At 71.6% G+C, this 18,823-nt stretch carries 15 protein-coding genes; 5 read left to right on the top strand and 10 right to left on the bottom strand.

The features are described 5' to 3' along the window. Positions 1-32: 32 nt before the first annotated feature. A complete protein-coding gene (locus tag OHA72_RS42490; RefSeq protein ID WP_327001754.1) occupies positions 33-680 on the top strand; it encodes a hypothetical protein in 648 nt (215 codons plus the stop codon). Positions 681-944: 264 nt separating this feature from the next. Here the strand turns inward: OHA72_RS42490 and OHA72_RS42485 are convergent, their stop codons facing one another. From OHA72_RS42485 to OHA72_RS42470, 4 genes are all read right to left on the bottom strand, one after another. Beyond that, positions 945-1,331, bottom strand: coding sequence for a hypothetical protein (locus tag OHA72_RS42485; RefSeq protein ID WP_327001753.1), 387 nt, complete (start codon positions 1,329-1,331; stop codon positions 945-947). A gap of 68 nt (positions 1,332-1,399) precedes the next feature. Beyond that, entirely contained in the window at positions 1,400-3,022 is a 1,623-nt protein-coding gene (locus OHA72_RS42480) for a M28 family peptidase (protein ID WP_327001752.1), read from the bottom strand. A gap of 69 nt (positions 3,023-3,091) precedes the next feature. Beyond that, the gene (locus tag OHA72_RS42475) at positions 3,092-4,309 is read right to left on the bottom strand and encodes an MFS transporter (RefSeq protein ID WP_327001751.1); all 1,218 of its coding nucleotides are present in this window, start codon (positions 4,307-4,309) and stop codon (positions 3,092-3,094) included. Between the two features lie 11 nt (positions 4,310-4,320). Further along, a complete protein-coding gene (locus OHA72_RS42470; RefSeq protein WP_327001750.1) occupies positions 4,321-5,787 on the bottom strand; it encodes an ankyrin repeat domain-containing protein in 1,467 nt (488 codons plus the stop codon). A 95-nt stretch (positions 5,788-5,882) separates the two neighbouring features. On the opposite strand from OHA72_RS42470, the gene OHA72_RS42465 reads away from it, so the two are divergent. Further along, positions 5,883-7,448 carry a DUF2334 domain-containing protein gene (locus OHA72_RS42465; protein WP_327001749.1) on the top strand — a complete coding sequence of 522 codons (1,566 nt, stop codon included), beginning with the start codon at positions 5,883-5,885 and terminating at the stop codon, positions 7,446-7,448. Between the two features lie 9 nt (positions 7,449-7,457). On the opposite strand, the gene OHA72_RS42460 is transcribed toward OHA72_RS42465, so the two are convergent. After that, positions 7,458-8,345 carry a haloalkane dehalogenase gene (locus OHA72_RS42460; RefSeq protein ID WP_327001748.1) on the bottom strand — a complete coding sequence of 296 codons (888 nt, stop codon included), beginning with the start codon at positions 8,343-8,345 and terminating at the stop codon, positions 7,458-7,460. A gap of 131 nt (positions 8,346-8,476) precedes the next feature. Then, complete coding sequence (locus tag OHA72_RS42455; RefSeq protein ID WP_327001747.1) at positions 8,477-9,649, bottom strand: ROK family transcriptional regulator; 1,173 nt, start codon at positions 9,647-9,649, stop codon at positions 8,477-8,479. 47 nt (positions 9,650-9,696) lie between these two features. Here OHA72_RS42455 and OHA72_RS42450 point away from each other — a divergent pair, with 47 nt between their 5' ends. Beyond that, positions 9,697-10,956 (top strand): Gfo/Idh/MocA family protein, encoded by a 1,260-nt coding sequence (locus tag OHA72_RS42450; protein WP_327001746.1) that lies wholly within the window; start codon positions 9,697-9,699, stop codon positions 10,954-10,956. A gap of 4 nt (positions 10,957-10,960) precedes the next feature. On the opposite strand, the gene OHA72_RS42445 is transcribed toward OHA72_RS42450, so the two are convergent. The 4 genes from OHA72_RS42445 to OHA72_RS42430 form a co-directional block, all read right to left on the bottom strand. Further along, on the bottom strand, positions 10,961-11,530 hold the full coding sequence (locus OHA72_RS42445; protein ID WP_327001745.1) for an ATP-binding cassette domain-containing protein: 570 nt from the start codon (positions 11,528-11,530) through the stop codon (positions 10,961-10,963). Continuing rightward, a complete protein-coding gene (locus OHA72_RS42440; RefSeq protein WP_327001744.1) occupies positions 11,527-11,754 on the bottom strand; it encodes a hypothetical protein in 228 nt (75 codons plus the stop codon). Before OHA72_RS42440 ends, OHA72_RS42445 begins: the two co-directional genes overlap by 4 nt. A 154-nt stretch (positions 11,755-11,908) precedes the next feature. Beyond that, a complete protein-coding gene (locus tag OHA72_RS42435) occupies positions 11,909-14,422 on the bottom strand; it encodes a DUF4832 domain-containing protein (RefSeq protein WP_327001743.1) in 2,514 nt (837 codons plus the stop codon). Between the two features lie 56 nt (positions 14,423-14,478). Further along, positions 14,479-16,815, bottom strand: coding sequence for a DUF4832 domain-containing protein (locus tag OHA72_RS42430; RefSeq protein ID WP_327001742.1), 2,337 nt, complete (start codon positions 16,813-16,815; stop codon positions 14,479-14,481). Positions 16,816-17,097: 282 nt separating this feature from the next. Between OHA72_RS42430 and OHA72_RS42425 the strand changes: the two genes are divergently transcribed. Both OHA72_RS42425 and OHA72_RS42420 read left to right on the top strand, forming a co-directional pair. Further along, positions 17,098-17,922 carry a carbohydrate ABC transporter permease gene (locus OHA72_RS42425; protein ID WP_327001741.1) on the top strand — a complete coding sequence of 275 codons (825 nt, stop codon included), beginning with the start codon at positions 17,098-17,100 and terminating at the stop codon, positions 17,920-17,922. Beyond that, positions 17,922-18,803, top strand: a complete 882-nt coding sequence (locus OHA72_RS42420; protein WP_327001740.1) for a carbohydrate ABC transporter permease — start codon at positions 17,922-17,924, stop codon at positions 18,801-18,803. The genes OHA72_RS42425 and OHA72_RS42420 overlap by 1 nt, the downstream gene beginning before the upstream one ends. Positions 18,804-18,823 lie beyond the last annotated feature (20 nt).

Raw genomic sequence — 18,823 nt, 5'->3', positions numbered from 1 at the left:
CCGATGAGCACGACACGAGGGGGCTTTTCGTCATGGCTCAGCAGAACGCACGCAACCGGATCAGCCGCCGCGGCATCCTTACCGGCGCGGGGGCCGGTGGTGTGGCCGCGGTCGCCGCCGCCGTCACCACCGGCGGCCCGGCCGCCGCCGCACCCGGCGACCCGGTCGTCCAGGGCGCCGACAACAACGCCGGCGCGGACCCCACCATCCTGCGCTCGACGTCCGACGCCGCGACGCTGGACGTGCGCAACACCGCCACCGTCGCCGTCGAGGCCACCGGCTTCGACGCTGGCGTCATCGGCTACTCCTCGAACGGCAACGGCCTCATCGGCCGCAGCGACATCGGCTACGGCATCATCGGCGTGGCCGGCGAGGCGGGCGGCATCGGCATCGTCGCCTCCGCCCCCGACGAGTACGGCAAGACCGCCCTCGCCGTGCGCGGCCAGACCCGCTTCAGCCGCAGCGGCACGGTCACGGTGCCCGCCGGCGCGAACAGCGTGACCGTCACCGGCCTGCACGTGTACGCCTCGACCCGCGCGCTCGCACTCGCCCAGCGCAGCACCGCCGCGTGGGTGAAGGCGGCCGTGCCGAACCCGGCCACCGGCGAACTGCGCCTGCACCTCAACGCCGCCGCGCCGGCCGGTGGTGTGCCGGTCGCCTGGTGGCTGCTGGAGGCCTGACCCCGGCTCGCCGTCGCCGTCTCCTCCGCGGGCCTGGGCCGCGGAGGAGACGGCCGCATGCGCACGTCGAGGTGATGTCGATGGATGCGGGTCGGGCTCTTCCCGAGCGGCCCAGGAGCGCTGACGGCCGCGCTGCGCGCCCGAGGCGTCCCGGAGGCCCGCCTGCCCGCACCCACCGTCGGCCCCCGCCGAGGTTCCGTCTGACTTCGGGCTTGATGCCTGAAGGGGGTTTCTTGAACCCGACGATGATCTTCGGGATCAGTCTCAGTCGTTGAACTCCGCCGGCATGTCGGGATCGCGGTAGGTGTTGGCGCCGGTCGTGATGACCTCCCGCAGCTCCGCGTGCAGGCGCTGCAGCTCCGCTGCAAGGACGAGACGCTCGGCGTCGCGCGCCTCCTCGGCAGGGGCGGTCCGGAACGTGGTCCAGGCCGTCTCGACGTCAGCGAGTTGCCTGCCGGCAAGCGCGGCAAGATGCCACAGCTCGCTGGTCGTCGCCGCGCCTTTCCTTCCGTAGCACCAGATGTTGTATCGCGCGTATTCGGCGCTCAGGCCTTCCGCGGCCGCCACGACACGTGCCCCGCTCACGGGCGAGGCCGCGATCTGAGCCAGCAGCTCGGGTAGCGACAACCTCGGTGACTCCTGCCTGCTCACTGTCGCCAGCATAGCGTTGGGTACAGCACTGGGCCGGGCACCGGAGCGTGCCGGTGCCCGGCCCGTGATCACTGCGAGAGCTGGCCGTCAGCGGTGGGCGCCGCCGACCTGGCCGCTGCCGGGGCGGCGGTGCGGGGCGGGATGCTGGACGTGTCGAAGGCGTACGTGATCACGGCGGTCGCGATCGCGTCCGCGTTCGTGTCCAGGGCGAACGTGTTGATGTTCCCGACCAGCAGGTACTGACTGCGCAGCTGGCCGTAGAGGGCAGCGTCGCCGCCCTTCTGGACGACGCGGAACAGGTCGTCGCACGGGTCGTGGTAGCACGGGTCGTAGGCGACGTCCGCGACGCCGCCGTACTTTGCGACGTCGGCCGCCGTCTTGATGCCCTCCGCCCCGGTGAACAGGCCGCCCGCCGGGATGTTGACGCCGGCCGCGATGAAGGGGCCGTAGTCGGAGCGGCCGGTGAAGTCGGCGGCGTTCGTCGACTGGCCCCGTGAGGCGAAGAAGGCCTCGAAGAGCTTCTCGATCTGCGCGGAGCCGGCCGGACCCGGGCCGGAGCCCTGTGCGGCGGAGTCGTCGCCGTCGTACACGCCGAACATGTAGTTGGGCGAGGCGACCATGTCGAAGTTCAGGTACAGCTTGATCTGCGCCTGCTGCTGCGGGGTCAACCCGCCCACGTAGAAGGTCGAGCCGACGAGGTTGGCCTCCTCGGCGCCCCACCAGGCGAAGCGGAGCTTGTTCACCGGCTTGGTCTTGGCCATCTGCAGGGCGGTCTCCAGCAGGGCGGCGCTGCCGCTGCCGTTGTCGTTGATGCCGTTGCCCTCGGGCACGGAGTCGAGGTGGGCGCCGGCCATGACGACGGTGTCGGCCTTGCCGGTCTTCGTCTCCGCGATGACGTTCTCGGTGTCGCGGATCTCCGCGATCGTCGAGGCCGTCAGGTGGACGGTCAGGCCGGGCGTGGTGGAGAACGCCTCGCCGGTGCCGTAGGACACCCCGACGGCCGGGATGCCGACGGGCGCGCCGAGCGTGCCGAGCAGCAGCGAATACCGGTCGGGTGCGGTGGCCGGGTCGCCGTTGCCCTGGTTCATCACGATCGCGCCGACGGCGCCCGCTGCCTCGGCGTTGGCCACCTTGGTACCGAACGGGCAGCCCCCGCGTTGCATGAGCGCGATGCGGCCGGTCACGGGGGTGGCGGTGAAGTCGGCCGCCTCGCAGCCGGAGGTGACCGCGACGCGGGGTGCGACGAGGTTGAGGTCGACGGGCACGACCGCCGCGGTCACGTCGCCGGATCCCGAGCACGTCATGAGGTCGTAGTCGGTGCCTTCGACGTACGTTGCCGGTACCGGCGCCGTCTGCGCGAACGACGAGCTGGTCTCGTCGCAGAAGTTGAACTGGAACGGCTGCCGGGTGACCTGGTAACCGGCGTGCTGCAGGAGGGCCGCGACGTAGTCGGCGCTGCGCCGGTGCCCGGGGGTGCCGGACGCGCGGTTGCCGCCGTTGAGGTCGCCGATGAGCTGGAACGCGAGCAGGTGGCGCAGGACACCGGGCAGCGTCACGGCCTTGGTCAGCTGTTTCGGGGTGGTGATGGTGGAGCCGCCGTGGGCTTCGGCGGGAGCCGTCAGGCCGATCGACCCCACCAGGATCGCGGCGGTGGCCGCGCCGAGGAATCTGCGAACCGAGCGAGACACCACGATGTGTTCTCCCCTCCGTAGTCGAGGTTCAGGGGTGCAATGTAGGCAGACGCGAGAGATCGATGATAGTCACTGATCATCTATTTGTGGGATCAGGGTGTCGAGGGTCGGCAGCATCGCCGCCGCCAGCAGCGCGCTCGCCGCCGCGACCCCGGAGGCGAGGACGGTCAGCGTGACCAGCCCGGCCGCCTGCGCGATGGCTGGGCCGGCGACGGCGCCGATCAGGGTTGCGAGGGCCTCGCCGCTGAAGAAGACGGCGCTGACCCGGCCGAGGACATCGTTCGGGAGCGTGCGCTGCGGCGTGGTCTGCGGCACGGCCCAGGACATCGACCCGGTCACGCCGATGGCGACGGCGGCCGGCAGCGCTACGGCCAGGCCGTGCGCGGTGAACAGCATCAGGAAGCCGGCCGCGGTCGCCAGGAGGCTCCATGCGTACAGCCGCCGCGGCTGGACCCGGTCGATGAGCGCCCGGGTGAGCGGGGCGCCGAGCAGGAACCCGACGCCGATCCCGGAGACGACCAGCCCCGCCTGGCGGGGGCCGCCGAGCTCGTTGACGCCGAGCGGGATGAGCAGAGCGCTGAGCGAGCCGTTGGCGAGGGTGAATACGGTGCTGATGATCAGCAGCCACAGCGTCATCCGGTGCCCGGCGATGGTGCGCAGGCCGTGCTCCAGGTCGGCACGCAGCTGCGCGACGGTGGTAGGGGTCGCCGCGGCGACCGGACGGCGGGTGGTGAGGGAGATGGCCAGCGCCGACGCGAGGTAGCTGGCGATGTCGACCCAGATCAGCACGGGGAACCCGAAGGCGAGCAGCAGCACGGCACCGAGCGGGGCGCCGATCAGCCGCACCGTGCCGTCGGTGAGCGCGGTCAGCGCGTTGGCGCTGCTGAGCAGGGGGCCGGTGCCGACGACCATCGGGGTGTACGCGTGCGCCGCGGGACGGAAGAGGATCGACCCGGCGCTCTCGGCCGCAAGCGCGGCGTAGATGACCCACACGGTGCCGGGGGAGTCCACGACGAGCATCGCGGCGACCACCACGGCCCGGAACAGGTCGGTGGCGAGCATGACCCGGCGCCGGTCCCAGCGGTCGCTGAGCACCCCGGCGAGCGGGCCGAGCAGCAGCAGCGGCAGGTACTCCGCGGCGAGGGTGAGGCCGGTGGCCATGAGCGAGCCGGTGAGCTCCAGCACGTAGGCCGGGACCGCGACGGTGAGCAGCCACGTGCCGAGCAGGCTGACGAACCGCCCGGCCCACAGCAGCCTGAAGTCGCGCACCCGCAGCGCGTCGAGCACGCCCGGCATCTTCACGGGGTGGCCAGGAACTGCAACTCCGCCAGCCGGCGGGCCTTGTCGGCGGCCTCCTCCCAGCCTTCGGTGGTGGCGCCGGCGCCGGCGAGGGCCCGGATCGCGGCGACCGTGCCGCCCTGGGTGATGGCGTACCGCAGGGGCGTGTCCCCGTTGCGGTTACGGGCGTCGATGTCGAGCCCGGCGGCGAGCAGCCGAGCCAGCAGCGACGCCGGGTCGGGCAGCCAGACGATCAGGTGCAGCAGGGTGAGCGCCTCCTCGGTGCACAGGTGCGGGTCGAGGCCGGCGTCCAGCCAGGCCGTCAACGCCGGTCCGTCGCCGTAACGGGCCAGTTCGGCCACCGCCGCACGGCGCCGGCGCAGCACACCCGGCAGCTTTACCTTCGGGTCGCGCCAGCCGATGTGCACGGCGAAACAGCCGGCCGGTCGCGGCCCGCCGAGTGCGTACAGGCTCTGCTCCCGCCGGATCTCCTCGGGCGGGTGCGGGATCCCGCCCGGTCCGATCTCGTGCTTTCCGGTGGTGCAGCGCACCGTGAACGGCGACATGTCGACCATCGGCTCGGGACCCAGCGCGGTGTCGTGCCCGGCGACCATTGCGGCGGCCACCAGCGGGTGCAGCTCGTCCAGGGACACCTCGCCGAGCCGGACCAGGTCGTGGTCGACGGGCCGTTCGACCCGGGCCAAGGGCAGCACCGGAGGGATGTCGGCGCGCTCGTCGGCCTTGGTGCGGACCCGCCGCTGGAAACCGTCGATCCACAGGCATTCACCGTCGAGGTCGATCAGCGCCTCCGGCCGCCCGACCTCGCGGGCCGCCGCCGCGAGCGTGGTCAGGTCGAACCTGGTCGCGGCCATGCGCTCCTCCAGCAGCGGCGATTCCGAGTCGAGGGCGTCGATGGCGAACCCGGCCAGCCGCCATGCCTCCCGCCACTTCCCGGCGTCCTGCAGAGCGATGACCTCCTCCGCGGTGCCGTGCGGGGAGGAGCTCAGGAACGGCAACCGGCCGCCGTGACGTGCCAGCAGGTCGCCCGTGCGGCGGGCGTCCCACCGCTCCCGGTTGGCGTGCAGCCCCCAGCGCAGATCGGCCGGGCCGGCGAAGCGCAGCACCAGCAGCGGTCCGGGGGTGTTGCGGTAGCGGGGCACGACCTGCAGGTGTCCGCCGGGGTGGGAGCTGAGCAGGGTCGGCTGCGGGCGCAGCGTGGCAGAGCCCGGCAGGAGCCGGGCCAGGTGCCACCGCAGCAGGTCGGGCGCCAGGTGCCGCAGGTCGTCCTCGACCGCCCCGGCGACGTCACGGCCGTGGTCGCGGGCGACGGCGGTCAGGTCGACGTCCACCTCGACGTTCGCGGCGGCACACGCGCCCCGCCAGTCACCGGCCAGCCGCCGCGACGTGGCCGCCTCGATCATCCACCGCGGCACCGCGAAGCGCCGCACCCGCCGCCAGCCCGCAAGCGGTGAAGTGTCAGCGCTCATCGATGAATCCTAGATCCTGGCGGCTTCGGGCGTCGGCCCTACGAGATCCGTGATTCACGGCAGGTCGGGGCGGTCCGCCCGTTACCGTCGAAACGGTGGGCAGGCTGGAGACGATGTGCCGGCGGATCTGCGCCGCGGTCCTCGCCGTGGTGGTGCTCGCCGCCTGCAGCAGCGCCCCTGGGACCGCACCGGGGTCGGGAGCGTCGTCGGCGCCCCCACCGTCCGGGGTGCTGGTCCTGTACGACACGACCGGCCAGTTCGGCGACCTGGGCGAGCTGTACGCGGTCCAGGCCGGCAATCTCGCCTCCCATTTCGGCGCGTGGGAGGCGCTGCCGGTGACCCGGTACACGGCCGGCAGCGCGCGGCGGCACCGGCTGACCATCTACGTCGGCTCGACGTACGACGAGCCGCTGCCCGACGCGTTCCTGGCCGACGTCGCCGGCGGCGCGCAGGTGCTGTGGCTGGGCGCGAACATCTGGCAGCTGATCGGCAGGTACGGCGGCACGGGCCTGCAGTCGGCGACGATCGACGAGGCCGCGGTCACCGCGGTCCGGTATCACGGCACGGAACTGACCCGCAATCCGGCGGCCGGCGCCATGGTCCGCGTCGGCATCGCCGCGGGCGCGGACGCGACGACGCTCGCCGACGCCGTCCTGCCCGGCGGTGCCGTGGCCCCGTACGCGGTGCGGGTCGGCCACCTCACGTACCTCACCGAGGTGCCGCTGACCTACGTGACATTCGACGACCGGTACCTCATCCTCGCCGACCTCATGTTCGACCTGCTCGACCCGGCGGCGCCGCAACGGCACCGGGCCCTGGTGCGCATCGAGGACGTCGGCCCGCACTCCGACCCCGCGCAGCTGCGGACCATCGCCGACTACCTGGCCGCGCGCAACGTGCCCTTCGCGGTCGCGGTGTTCCCGGTGTACGACGATGCCGGCGGCGTCTACTCCGGCGGGGTGCCCGCGCACAAGACGCTCAGCGGCGCGCCCGCCGTCGTGGAGGCCCTGCGGTACATGGTCGAGCGGGGCGGCGCCCTGCTCATGCACGGCTACACCCACGGCATGGCCGGCGCGAAGAACCCGTACGGCGTCAGCGCCGAGGACTACGAGTTCTACCGCGCCCACGTCGACGCCGACGGCGTGGTCGTGCTGGACGGCCCGGTCCCGGACGACTCGGCGGCGTGGGCGCTCGGCCGCCTCGCCGAGGCCCGCAAGGAGTGGACGGCGGCCGGGCTGACCCCGCCGGACATCTGGGAGTTCCCGCACTACACGGCGAGCGCCGCGGACTATCGCGCGATCGCGTCGGCGCCCGGGATCCGCGCCCGCTACGAGCAGGTCCTGTACTTCTCCGGCGTCCTGTCCGGCGCCCCGGCCGGCACCCGGTCGGTGAGCCAGTTCTTCCCGTACGTGGTCGACGACGCCTACGGCACGCCCGTCATCCCCGAGACCCTCGGCAACGTGGCGACCCAGCGGTTCAACCAGCACGGGGTCCGGCTCGGCGCCGACCTGCTCGCCTCCGCGCGCCGCCAGCTGGTCGTACGCGACAACGTGGCGAGCTTCTTCTACCACCCGTTCCTGGGCCTGCAGTACCTCCCCGAACTGGTCGACGGCATCCAGCAGCTGGGCTACACCTTCGTCCCCGCGACCTCGCTGCTGTGAAGGCTCCCGTCAGCCCAGCGTCCTCATCCAGCCGGCGATGGCCTGACCGATCTCGTCGGGCGAGTCCTCCTGGACGAAATGGATCCCGGCGACCGTCACCTCGGTCTGCGCCGGCCACCCGCGGACGGTGTCGAGCAACCAGTCGCTGGCGAGGATCGCGCCGGGCTCGGCCTTCACGAACAGCTTGGGCACCTCACTGGTCGCCAGCCAGTCCGCGTAGGCGTCGGCAATCGCGGTGACGTCGGGCGGCTCGCCCTCGATGGGGATCTCCCGGGGCCACGTCAGTGTCGGCCGCCGCCCCTCACCGGGCTCGTCGAACGGTCGCCGGTACTGCGCCATCTCCTCGGCGGACAGGGTGCGCAGGACGGCCTGCGGCAGCACCTCCTCGACGAAGATGTTGTCCCGCAGGACCATCTCCTCGCCGGCCTCCGAGCGCAGCGCCTGCAGGAGCGAGCGCTTGCCCATCGTGTCCCAGTGGTCCCAGGCCTGCGACCGAACGATCGCCTCCATGTATGCGATACCCCGCACGGCCTCGCGGTGGCGATTGGCCCAGTCGAAGCCGAGGGCCGAGCCCCAGTCATGAACGACGAGGGTGACCCGCTCGCGCACCCCCAGAGCATCGAGCAGGGCGTCGAGGTGGCGGCGGTGCTCGACGAAGCGATACGAGCCGGGGCCGGAGTCGGGCAGCTTGCCGGAATCGCCCATGCCGATCAGGTCGGGGGCGATGCAGCGGCCCTGCGGCTCCAGGTGCGGCAACACGTTGCGCCAGAGATAGGACGAGGTGGGATTGCCGTGCAACAGCACGATGGGGTCACCCTCCCCGACCTCCACGTACGCCATCTCGACGCCGAGAACCTGCCGGCGCTGCTTCTGGTACGGAAACGCCGCAGAGACCATGTCCTCGCTCCCTCCGGGAGTAGCCGAACACCATCGCTGCCCGCGTCATGGACCTTTACGCCCCGCCAGCCAAGATCAACCCGCCGGGCGGGGCGACAAGCGGTGCGGCAGCTGCGGCGGCTGACCCCGGCTCAGTCGCGGCGGGGGGCGGCCGGGGGAGCGCTGAGGCCGACGGTGAACAGGCGGCGGTCCACCTCGTTGAGGGCCAGCCGGAGCGCGCCGAGGGCGACGCTGTCCGCGCCGAGGGTCGAGGCGCGCACGTCGGGGACACGCAGGCACAGCTTCTGCAGCTCGCGGCGCAGCGGGTCGAGGACCAGGTCGGCGGAGCGGGAGAAGCCGCCGCCGAAGACGACGACCTGCGGGTCGAGGGCGAGCACCAGGGCGGCGGTGCCGACGGCGATGTCCTTGACGTAGCGGCTGACCGCCGAGAGGGCGTCGCGGTTGCCGTCGCGGGCGGCGTTGAAGACCCAGGCGGCGGCGTCGTCAGGGCTGACGGTGGGCGGCACGCCCGGGCACCGCTCGAGGTGCGACGGCGCGGCGAGCCAGCGCACCGCCTTCAGCGCGCCGATCTCACCGGCGGCGCCGCCGAAGCCGCGGCGCAGGACGCCGTCGATGATGAGGCCCGCGCCCATGCGCATGCCGGCGAGGAGGAAGACGATGTCGTTCGCGTCGCGGGCGGCGCCGCGCCAGCGTTCGGCGAGCGCGGCGAGCTTGCAGTCGTTCTCGACGATGATGGGGCAGGTGAACCGGTCGCTGAGGTGCGCGGCGAGGTCGACGGTCTGCCAGCCGGGCAGCGGCGTGAACAGGGTGGTCTTGCCGGTGGCGTCGACCGGGCCGGTGACGCCGACGGTCACCGCCCAGATGTCCTGGTTGGACTTGCCCGACTCGGCGAGGCAGGTGACGAGGACCTGGTCGAGGGCGGCGAGGCGCTCGCTCGGGTCGGCGTCCGCGGCGACCGGCCGGCGGGCCGTGTGCACGACGTTGCCGTCGAGGTCCGCGAGCAGCGCCAGGACCTTGTGGGCGCCGACGTCGACGCCGATGACGTGCCCGGCGGTGGCGCGGAAACGGTACCGCCGGGCGGGGCGGCCGACGACGCTGCTGCCGTCCGGCTCGACGACGGTCGCCCATCCGCCGGTGACCAGTCCCTGCGCGATCACGTCGACGGCGGGGCGCGACAGGCCGGTCAGTTTCGCCAGCTCGGTGACGGTGGCCGGCGGCTGGTCCCGCAGGGCGCTGACGATCGTGAGCGAGTTGAGCTCACGCAGACGCGTCAGGTCGGTCCCCGAGATGACCTGATCTGTCACAGTTACGCCCCTTGACGTGCGATGGCGAGTGCCCCACCAATATTGCTATGGAGTTTACAAAGTACCTCGGGAATCGCAAGCCCGTCACGATTGCGGTGGTCGGCGCGGGTCTGCGCGGTCAGACGTACGCCCGGCTGGCCGAGACGACCGGGGCGGGCAGGGTCGTCGCGGTCGCGGAACCCGACCCCGCGCGGCGGGCGGCGTTCACCGAGGCGCACCGGCCCGCGTCGGTCTTCACGGACTGGCGGGGGCTCGCGGACGCCGGGCGGCTCGCAGACGTGGCCGTGGTCGCGACCCAGGACCGGCTGCACGTCGAGCCGGCCGTGGCACTCGCCGGGCTCGGGTACCACCTGCTGCTGGAGAAGCCGATGGCGCCGACGGAGCCCGAGGCGCGGCGGATCGCGGCCGCCGTCCATGAGGCCGGGGTGATCGGTGCGGTGTGCCACGTGCTGCGGTACACCGACTACACCCGGGCGTTGAAGGCGCTGCTCGACGCGGGCCGGATCGGTGCCCTGGTCAGCGTCCAGCACCTGGAGCCGGTCGGCTGGTGGCATCAGGCGCACTCGTTCGTGCGCGGCAACTGGCGCCGGGAGGCCGACTCGGGGCCGATGCTGCTGACCAAGTCCTGCCACGACCTCGACTGGCTGGCGTACCTCATCGGCGCGACCCCGCGGTCGGTGGCGTCCTTCGGCGGCCTGGCCCATTTCCGCCCCGAGCACCGCCCGGCCCGCGCGGCGGACCGCTGCGTGGACTGCGCGGTCGAGGCGGCCTGCCCGTATTCGGCGGTTCGGCTGTACACCCGCTGCCTGGACGACGGCGAGGACTGGCCGCTGAACGCGGTGACCGGGCAGGGGACCCGGGAGGCGGTGCTGGAGGCCCTGCGGGACGGCCCCTACGGCCGCTGCGTCTACGACTGCGACAACGACGTCGTCGACCACCAGGTGGTGGCGCTGCAGTACGACACCGGCGTCACCGCCACGTTCACGATGACGGCGTTCACGCCCATGCAGCGCCGGCAGACGCGGCTGTTCGGCACCCACGGCAGCATCGACGGCGACGGCCGGCTGCTGCGGGTCACCGACTTCCGCACCGGGCTCACCGAGACCGTCGACACGCACGGTGCCGGCGGTCACGCCGGCGCGGGCCACGACGGCGGCGACGAGGGTCTGGTCGCGGCGTTCCTCGCCGCCGTCGCCGAGCGCGACCCGGCCCGCCTGAGCTCCGACATGGCGACGAGCCTGGCGTCGCACCGCGTGGTGTGGGCCGCCGAACGGGCCAGGACCACCGGCACCGTGGTGAGCCTGTGAACGCTCAGCGCGGCGGGGCGGGCGGTCCCACGGCGGTGCCGAGAAACCCGCCGGACTGCCGCGACCACAGCTGCGCGTAGAGCCCGCCGCGCTCCACCAGCCCGTCGTGCGTGCCTTCCTCGGCGATCCGGCCGGCGTCGAGGACCACGATCCGGTCCAGGTGGGCGATGGTGGACAGCCGGTGGGCGATCGCGATCACGGTACGTCCGGTCATCACCTCGCTGAGGGTGTCGTGGATGGCGGCCTCCGCCTCGGAGTCCAGCGCCGAGGTCGCCTCGTCCATGACCAGGATCGGGGCGTCCCGGTAGAACGCGCGGGCCAGGGCGATGCGCTGCCGCTGGCCACCGGACAGGCGCACGCCGCGCTCGCCGACGTGGGCGTCCAGTCCGGCGCGGCCGGCCGTGTCCCGCAGCGCGGCGACGAACCCGTCCGCGGACGCCCGGCGCAGCGCGGCCCCGATCCGCGTGTCGTCGGCGCCGTCCGGACCGGCGATGTTCTCCCGGATCGAGCGGTGCAGCAGGGTGGCCTCCTGCGCGACCATCGAGATCTGCTCGCGCAGGCTGTCCTGGGTCACCGCGTGCCCGGCCGGCCGGCGGCGAGCGTGTCGACCAGGCGGCCGGCATAGCCGACGAGCCACACCTCGATCGCCGCGCACAGGACCGTGGTGGCGACCGCCGCGACTACGACCGGCCGGAGCGGCCGGAAGACCTCGACGACGAACCGGCGGACGTCGCCGGGCAGGGGCCGCTCATCGGCGGCCGGGAACGGGTTGACGGGATTTTCGAACGGACCGAACACGGGGCGCCTTTCCGGCGGGGGAGATGGCCAGGGAACCGGGGCAACCGCCGGATGTCCTCATGATCGATCTCCTGTTCGTGTCGGTGTCCGTGCTGAGCTTATGCCACCGGCGGCGGCCCGCACCGGCCGTGGCGACCGGTGCGGGCCGGACCGGCTACTGGAAGGAGATGCTGTCGATGGTGACGGTGCTGTTGCCGCCGTACCAGAAGCCCATGGCGAGCTGAGCGGGGCTGGTGCGGCTGATGCCGTTGGCGACCAGTGGGATCCGGACGTCCTGGAACGCCGTGGTCAGGGCGGGGTGCCCGCCGCCGTCGAGGGTGTAGTCGCCGAAGACCTTGCTGGCCCCGCCGACGCTGAGGTTGAAGTGGGACTGTTCGCCGCCCGCGCCACCCTTGATGCGCACGACGAGGTAGGTGTACGCGGACACGTCCGTGCCGACGTCGCTGCCGAACCAGCCGCAGTTGTTGTACTGCAACGCCAGGGCCCCGCCGGAGACGACGCCGTTGCCGCCGCCGTTTCCGAAGCAGTTGCCGCCGGTCCAGCGGCCCAGGTCGTTCTTCGCCGCCGACGGGTAGGCCGGGGTGCCGTCGAAGTCGTCGAGGACCAGGCCGACCGGCGGCGGGGTGGCCGTCGCGGCGGTCAGCGGTGCCGAGGCGGGGGACAGGTTGCCCGCCGCGTCGCGGGCCCGCACGGTGTACGTGTACGAGCCGCCGGCCAGGCCCGTATCGGTGTACGAGGTACCGGCGGGCGCGGCGACCTGCGTACCGTTGCGGAACACCAGGTATCCGGTGACGCCGACGTTGTCGGTTGCGGGGCTCCACGACAGCGCGATCGACGTCGGTGTCGTCGCCGTGACGGCCAGCCCGGTGGGTGCCGACGGTGCCGTGCAGTCGGTGCAGCCGACGCCGACGGTGACGGTGTTGCTGGCCGCCGACGTGTTCCCGGCGGCGTCGCGGGCCGTCACCGTGTAGGCGTGCGATCCCGTCGGCACGGCGGTGTCGGTGTACGATGTGCCGGTCACCGTGGCGACGACCGTGCCGTCGCGGCGGACCTGGTAGCCGGTGACCGCGACGTTGTCGGTCGCGCCGCTCCAGGCCAGTGCGACGGAGGTGCCGGTGACGCCGGTCGCGGTCAGCGTCGGCGGGGTGGGCGCGACGCAGTCGGCGGTGCAGGAGCCGACGGCGACGGCGTTCGCCAGGATGTTGTAGCCCTTGGCTGCGTCCCAGGTGCCGGTGTTGGCGAGGCGGACCGAGTAGGCGGGGTTGGCGCGCAGCCCGGTGGCCTGGTCGGGCAGCCACAGCGCGAGCTTGTACGTGCCGGCCGTCATCGCCGGCAGGGTGACCGTCTGGGTGGGGACGGTGACGGCGCCGGGCCGCCACGTGCGCGGGTCGACGCCGTTGAGCTGCACGTTGTAACGGGACGTGCCGTTGTCGAAGACCAGGAACACGGGACGGGGCTTGACGATGCCGGCGTAGCCGTCGTTGGACAGGTGCGCGGCGAACGTGAACGGGCCGCCCGCCGTCGCCTGCGCCGTGTAGGTGGCGTCCTGCAGGCGCAGCCGGTAGCCGAGCTTGCGTTCGATGCGGGTGAACAGCGTCTCGGCCGGGTCGCTGCCGGACGGGGCGAGGTGCGCGGCCTTCCAGATGTCGGTGTTGACCGGCGCGTAGTCCTCGTTGATCTCGGTCCAGTGCTGGTGGGACAGCTCGTACTGGGCGTTGACCCCGGCGGCGTCGTTGGCGCCGCTGGCGTTGCAGGTCTCACCGCCGATCATCTTGTTGCCGCCGGTGGTGGTCGCCATGTCGTACACCCACTGCTTCTTGACCGACACGTCGAACCAGCCGAGCCACGAGTTCTGGTCGTAGGTGCCCATGTCGGCGGTGTCGGCGAGGAAGCAGTCGTCGTGGAAGCCGAGCCGGTCGCGGTCCTGGGTGGTCATGAGGCAGTTGTCCGGCAGCGGGCAGCCTGCCGGTGGCGTGGTGCGCTGCGCGAACTCGTAGTTGAAGATGGGGTAGCGGATGGCGATCGGCATCGTCGCCGGGGTGCTGCTGAGCAGCTTCTTGACCAGGCGGTACCGCACGGGCGCCTGGCTCTCCTCGGACGAGGCGGTGTACGGGCTGGAGTGCCACTCGCCCCAGGCACCGAAGAACCCGGCCTCCAGGTGCAGGATCACGTCGGCGTTGGCGGCCAGGACCGGCGCGAGCTGGTCGATGTGCCGCTCCATCTGCGGCTCGGTGACGGCGGAGTAGCCGTCCCAGACGTAGACGACCCGCAGCACGAGCTTCATTCCCTGCGTGCGGACGGCGGCCAGGCCGGTCCCGAGGTTCGTCAGCAGCGCCGGTGGCAGGTCGGCGGTCTGGTACTTGTCGAGGTGCAGGTAGCTGTGGATGAGCGTGTTGCCGTTCGCCCGGGCGCGGGCGAAGGTGCGGTCGAGCTGGTCGGGGTTGAAGCCGGGGATGGTGTTGCTGGCGTAGTCGTTGACGGCCGGGTCGTCGATGATCTCGTACCGGTTGTGGAAGCCGCGCTCGGGGTTGGTGAAGACGGTGCCGAGGTCGCCGGTGTAGGTGGCGGTCGTGGTCGGCGGGTCGGCGTGGGCGGCGCCGGAGGCGCCCGTCAGGGCAAGGGTGAGGACCGCCATGGCGGCGGCGATCCTGCGGAGGGTGAGGGTCATCGTTCTCCTTTGCAGCGACCGGCGCCGTCCACTGTGGACGGCGCCGGCACGATGGGTCAGTTGGTGAAGGAGAAGTGGTCGATGGAGATGCTGCTGTTGCCGCCGAACCAGAAGCCCATGGCGAGCTGGGCCGGGCTGGTGCGGCTGATGCCGTTGGCGGCCATGGGGATCTTGATGTCCTGGTAGGTGGTGGTGATGACGGGGTGTGCGCCGCCGTCGAGGGTGTAGTCGCCGAACACCTTGGTGGTGCCGCCGAGGCTCAGGTTGAAGTGGGTCTGCTCGCCGCCGGCGTTGCCTTTGATCCGCACGACGAGGTAGGTGTACGCGGACACGTCGGTGGCCACGTCGCTGCCGAACCAGCCGCAGTTGTTGTACTGCAACGTCAGCGCACCGCCGGAGACGACGCCGTTGCCGCCGCCGTTTCCGAAGCAGTTGCCGCCGGTCCACTTGGCCAGGTCGTTCTTGGCCGCCGACGGGTAGGCGGGATTGCCGTCGAAGTCGTCCAGGCCGATGCCGCCGCCACCCCCGCCGCCGCTGGCGTTGGTGGTGACGGTCAGCGGGCCGGACGCGGCCGAGGTGTTGCCGGCGGCGTCATAGGCCTGCACGGTGTACGTGTAGGCGGTCGACGCGGACAGGCCGCTGTCGGTGTAGGACGTGCCCGCCGTGGTGGCGACCTGGGTGCCGCCGCGCAGGACGCGGTAGCCGGTGACGCCGACGTTGTCGGTGGACGCGCTCCAGGTCAGCGACACGCTAGCGGCCGTCTTCGCCGGTGACGCCAGCCCGGCCGGGACGGACGGCGGCGTCGTGTCGGTGCCGCCGCCGGTACCGACGCCGATGCCGCCGAGGCCGAGCCATCCGTCGGCGTTCTGGGTGGCGTTGCCGAAGCGCAGCTTCTTCGCGGCCGGGCTGAGCGCTTCGAGGGGGTTCCTGACCCGCAGGACCAGCTGGTAGGAGCCGGTCGCCACGCCGGTGAGGCTGACGTTCGACTGGAAGTACTGCGGGTAGCCGAAGTCGCGGTAGGTCGGGTCGGCGCCGACGCCCCAGTCGGGGAACGCCCGGATCTTCAGCGGCTGCACGGTGCGCAGGTCCCAGGGAGTGTCCCAGGTCTTGACGACCGTGCCGGCGGAGTTCTTCAGCCCGAGCGTCATCGTCCACGGGTAGTAGAACGGGGCGACGCCGTTGTTGACGAGCGTGACGCCGACGGTGGCGCTGCTGCCGGTCACGGTGTTCGCGAAGTAGGCGTGGGTGGCGGTCAGGTCGTAGCCCATGAGCCGGACCGCGGCGGCGACGTTGGCGTCCGTGGGGGAGTAGCTCTGGCTGGTCTGGTTGATCTTCCAGGTGGTGTGCTCGAGCTCGATGCAGGCCTTCATGTTGTCGACCTGGCCCGAGCCGCCGGGCCATGAGGAGAACGCGGAGCTCTGAATCTCCGGACGGACCTCGCCGCCCATCGAACTGGTGATCCACTTGTTCTCGACGCCCATGGTGATCGCGCGTTGCAGCTGCGAGTAGCTCGCGCCGCCGAGCGACTGCGGCAGGGTGACGCCGGCGAGCGGCGAGCCCTCCTTGTAGCAGAAGGAGTCGTCGTGGTAGCCGATGTCGCGGGTGTTGGCGGCGCCGCCGGCGGAGTCCGGGTAGCGGATCTCCAGCTTGGTCGTGTTGAACGCCGCGTCGAACGCCTGGATGATCTGCGCGCCGTGGGCGTCGGTCGGCATGAGGTTCGGGTAGCCGTCGGCGGTGTCGGTGTCGAACGGCCAGGTGTGCCACTCGCCCCACAGGCCGACGATGCCGAGGTTGATGAACCCGATGCGCGGGTCGCCGTCGTAGCGGGCGCCGAATGCGGCGATGAAGTTCGACACCGCGCTGAGCAGGTACGGGCTGTCGTAGTCCGGGGACACGGTGCCCCAGAAGGTGTTGTTGCGGTACGTGACGTGCCCGTCGAGGCAGTGCGGGATGGAGTTGCCGGGGTGGCTGCCGGTGCCGCCCGGGTACTCCATGAAGAAGCGGATCGCCGCCTGGTTGCCGTAGGAGGCGATCTCGTTGAGCGCGGACTCCACGATCGACCAGTCGTAGCTGCCGCAGTTCGCGGCGTTGGTCATCACCTCGGACAGGCCGAAGTAGCTCCACGCGAGCGACCGCGGATAGCCGGAGTTCTGGTTGTCGCCCGGGAAGTAGAACCGGGCGAAGCCCTTGAGCGGGTTGTCGAGCGGGCTCGGGGCGGCGGTGAGCGGATGGTCGGTCAGCGACGGGCTCGGGGTGGCGGGCGGCGCCGGTCTGGCCGGCGGGCCGGCCGGGGCCGCGGCACTGGGCGGGGCCACGGCGAGCACGGCCGTAGCGGCGGCCGTGCAGAGTGCGGCGGCGAACGCGATGCCTCGCCGCCGCAGGGCGGTACGCATGGATGAGCCTCCGGGACGTGGGGTGTGCGGTCCCCGTACCTCGAATTGATACGAGGAGGTGTTGACAAAGTTTCCCTGAGCTTCATCATTATTAACGGCCGCCCACCCCTCGCCGCAAGACGCAAAACTCGAAGATTTTCGATGGACGAATCGAGGCTCGGATCGTGACGATGCGTAACTCCCTGGCGGTGACCGCCCCGCCGGCACCGGGCCCGCCCGGCCGGTGGGGGGCCGCGCCGTCACCGCGACGACCGGCGGGTCGCCTGGCTGTTCCTCGCGCCGGTGCTGGTCGGTTTCGCCGTGTTCTACCTGTACCCGACGGTCCGCGGCGTCTGGTACTCCGTCACCGACTACAGCCTGCTCAACACCCCGTCGTACGTCGGCGCCGACAACTACGAGAAGCTCGCGACCGACGCGCAGTTCTGGAAGTCGCTGCGCATCACCGCCTACTACGTGGTCGTCAACATCGGCACGCAGACGCTGCTCGGGCTCGGCGTGGCCGCGCTCATGCACCGGCTGACCCGTTCGGTCGTGCTGCGGGCCACCATGCTGCTGCCCTGGCTGGTGCCCAACGTGACCGTCGGCCTGCTGTGGATGTGGCTGCTGGACGCCAACCTCGGTTTCGTCAACCATCTGGTGTCCGCGGTGGGCCTGGAGCCGCAGGGCTTCCTGCGGTCGCCGGACCTGGCGCTGCCGTCCATCGCGCTCATCAACACCTGGGCCTACACCGGATACACCGCGCTGCTGCTCTACGCGGGCATGCTGCAGATCCCGCCGCACCTCTACGAGAGTGCCGCCCTGGACGGCGCCGGCGAACTGCGCATGTTCCGGCGGATCACGCTGCCGCTGCTGCGCCCGATCCTCGCCCTGGTGCTCGTCGTGTCGCTGATCGGCTCGTTCCAGATCTTCGACACCGTCGCCGTCACCGACAAGGTCGTGCCGGTCGGCGCCACCAGGGTCATCTACTACTACATCTACCAGCAGGCCTTCACGTACTTCCACATGGGCTACGCCTCGGCCGTCGCGATGGCGCTCGTGCTGATCCTCGGCCTGCTCACCGCCGTGCAGATGTGGCTGCTGCGCGCCTCGCGATCGGACCTCACCTGATGACCCGCCGTCTGCGGCCGGGCCGGCTGCTGGCCTGGACCGTCCTCATCGTGTTCCTCGTCGTCACGATCCTGCCGTTCTACTGGATGATCCGCACGGCGCTCACCCCCGCCGCGGACATCTACTCCGACAGCTCCGGCCTGGTGCCGCAGCACCCGACCATGATCAATTTCTGGAGGATCCTCGGCCTCGTCGACGAACAGGCCGCCCGCGACGCCGGCGGCTCCGGCGCGAAGATCAACTTCCTGCGGTACACGCTCAACTCCGTCATCTACAGCGGCCTCATCGCCGGCGTGCAGACCTTCTGCTGCGCCATGGCCGGCTACGCCTTCGCCCGCCTGCGCTTCCCCGGCCGGGACCTGCTCTTCGGCGCCGTCATCGCGGCGCTCATGGTGCCGCCCATCTTCACCCTGCTGCCCAACTTCGCCCTCGTGCGCAGCCTCGACGCCATCGACACCTTCGCCGGCATGGTCGCGCCGTCGCTGCTGATGACCCCGTTCGCCGTGTTCTTCCTGCGGCAGTTCTTCCTCTCGGTGCCGGCCGAGGTCGAAGAGGCCGCCATCATCGACGGCGCGAGCCGTTGGGGCATCTTCTGGCGGGTCATCCTGCCGATGAGCCGCGGCCCGCTCATCACCATCGCGCTCACCACCTCCGTGTGGGCGTGGAAGGACTACCTGTGGCCGCTGCTCGTCGGCCGCGGGGAGGACAACCGGGTGCTCACCGTGGCCCTCGGCGTGTTCCTGCAGCAGTCACCCAACACCCAGCCGGACTGGACCGGCCTCATGGCCGCCTCCACCCTGTCCGTCCTGCCCGTCCTGCTGTTGCTGATCTTCCTCGGTAAGCGGCTGGTGCAGTCGTTGAACTTCACCGGCATCAAATGACACCCCTTATGTTGCGAAAG

The organism is Dactylosporangium sp. NBC_01737 (assembly GCF_035963215.1).
Classification (GTDB): Bacteria; Actinomycetota; Actinomycetes; order Mycobacteriales; family Micromonosporaceae; genus Dactylosporangium.
This window is presented reverse-complemented; position numbering and strand designations above follow the sequence as displayed.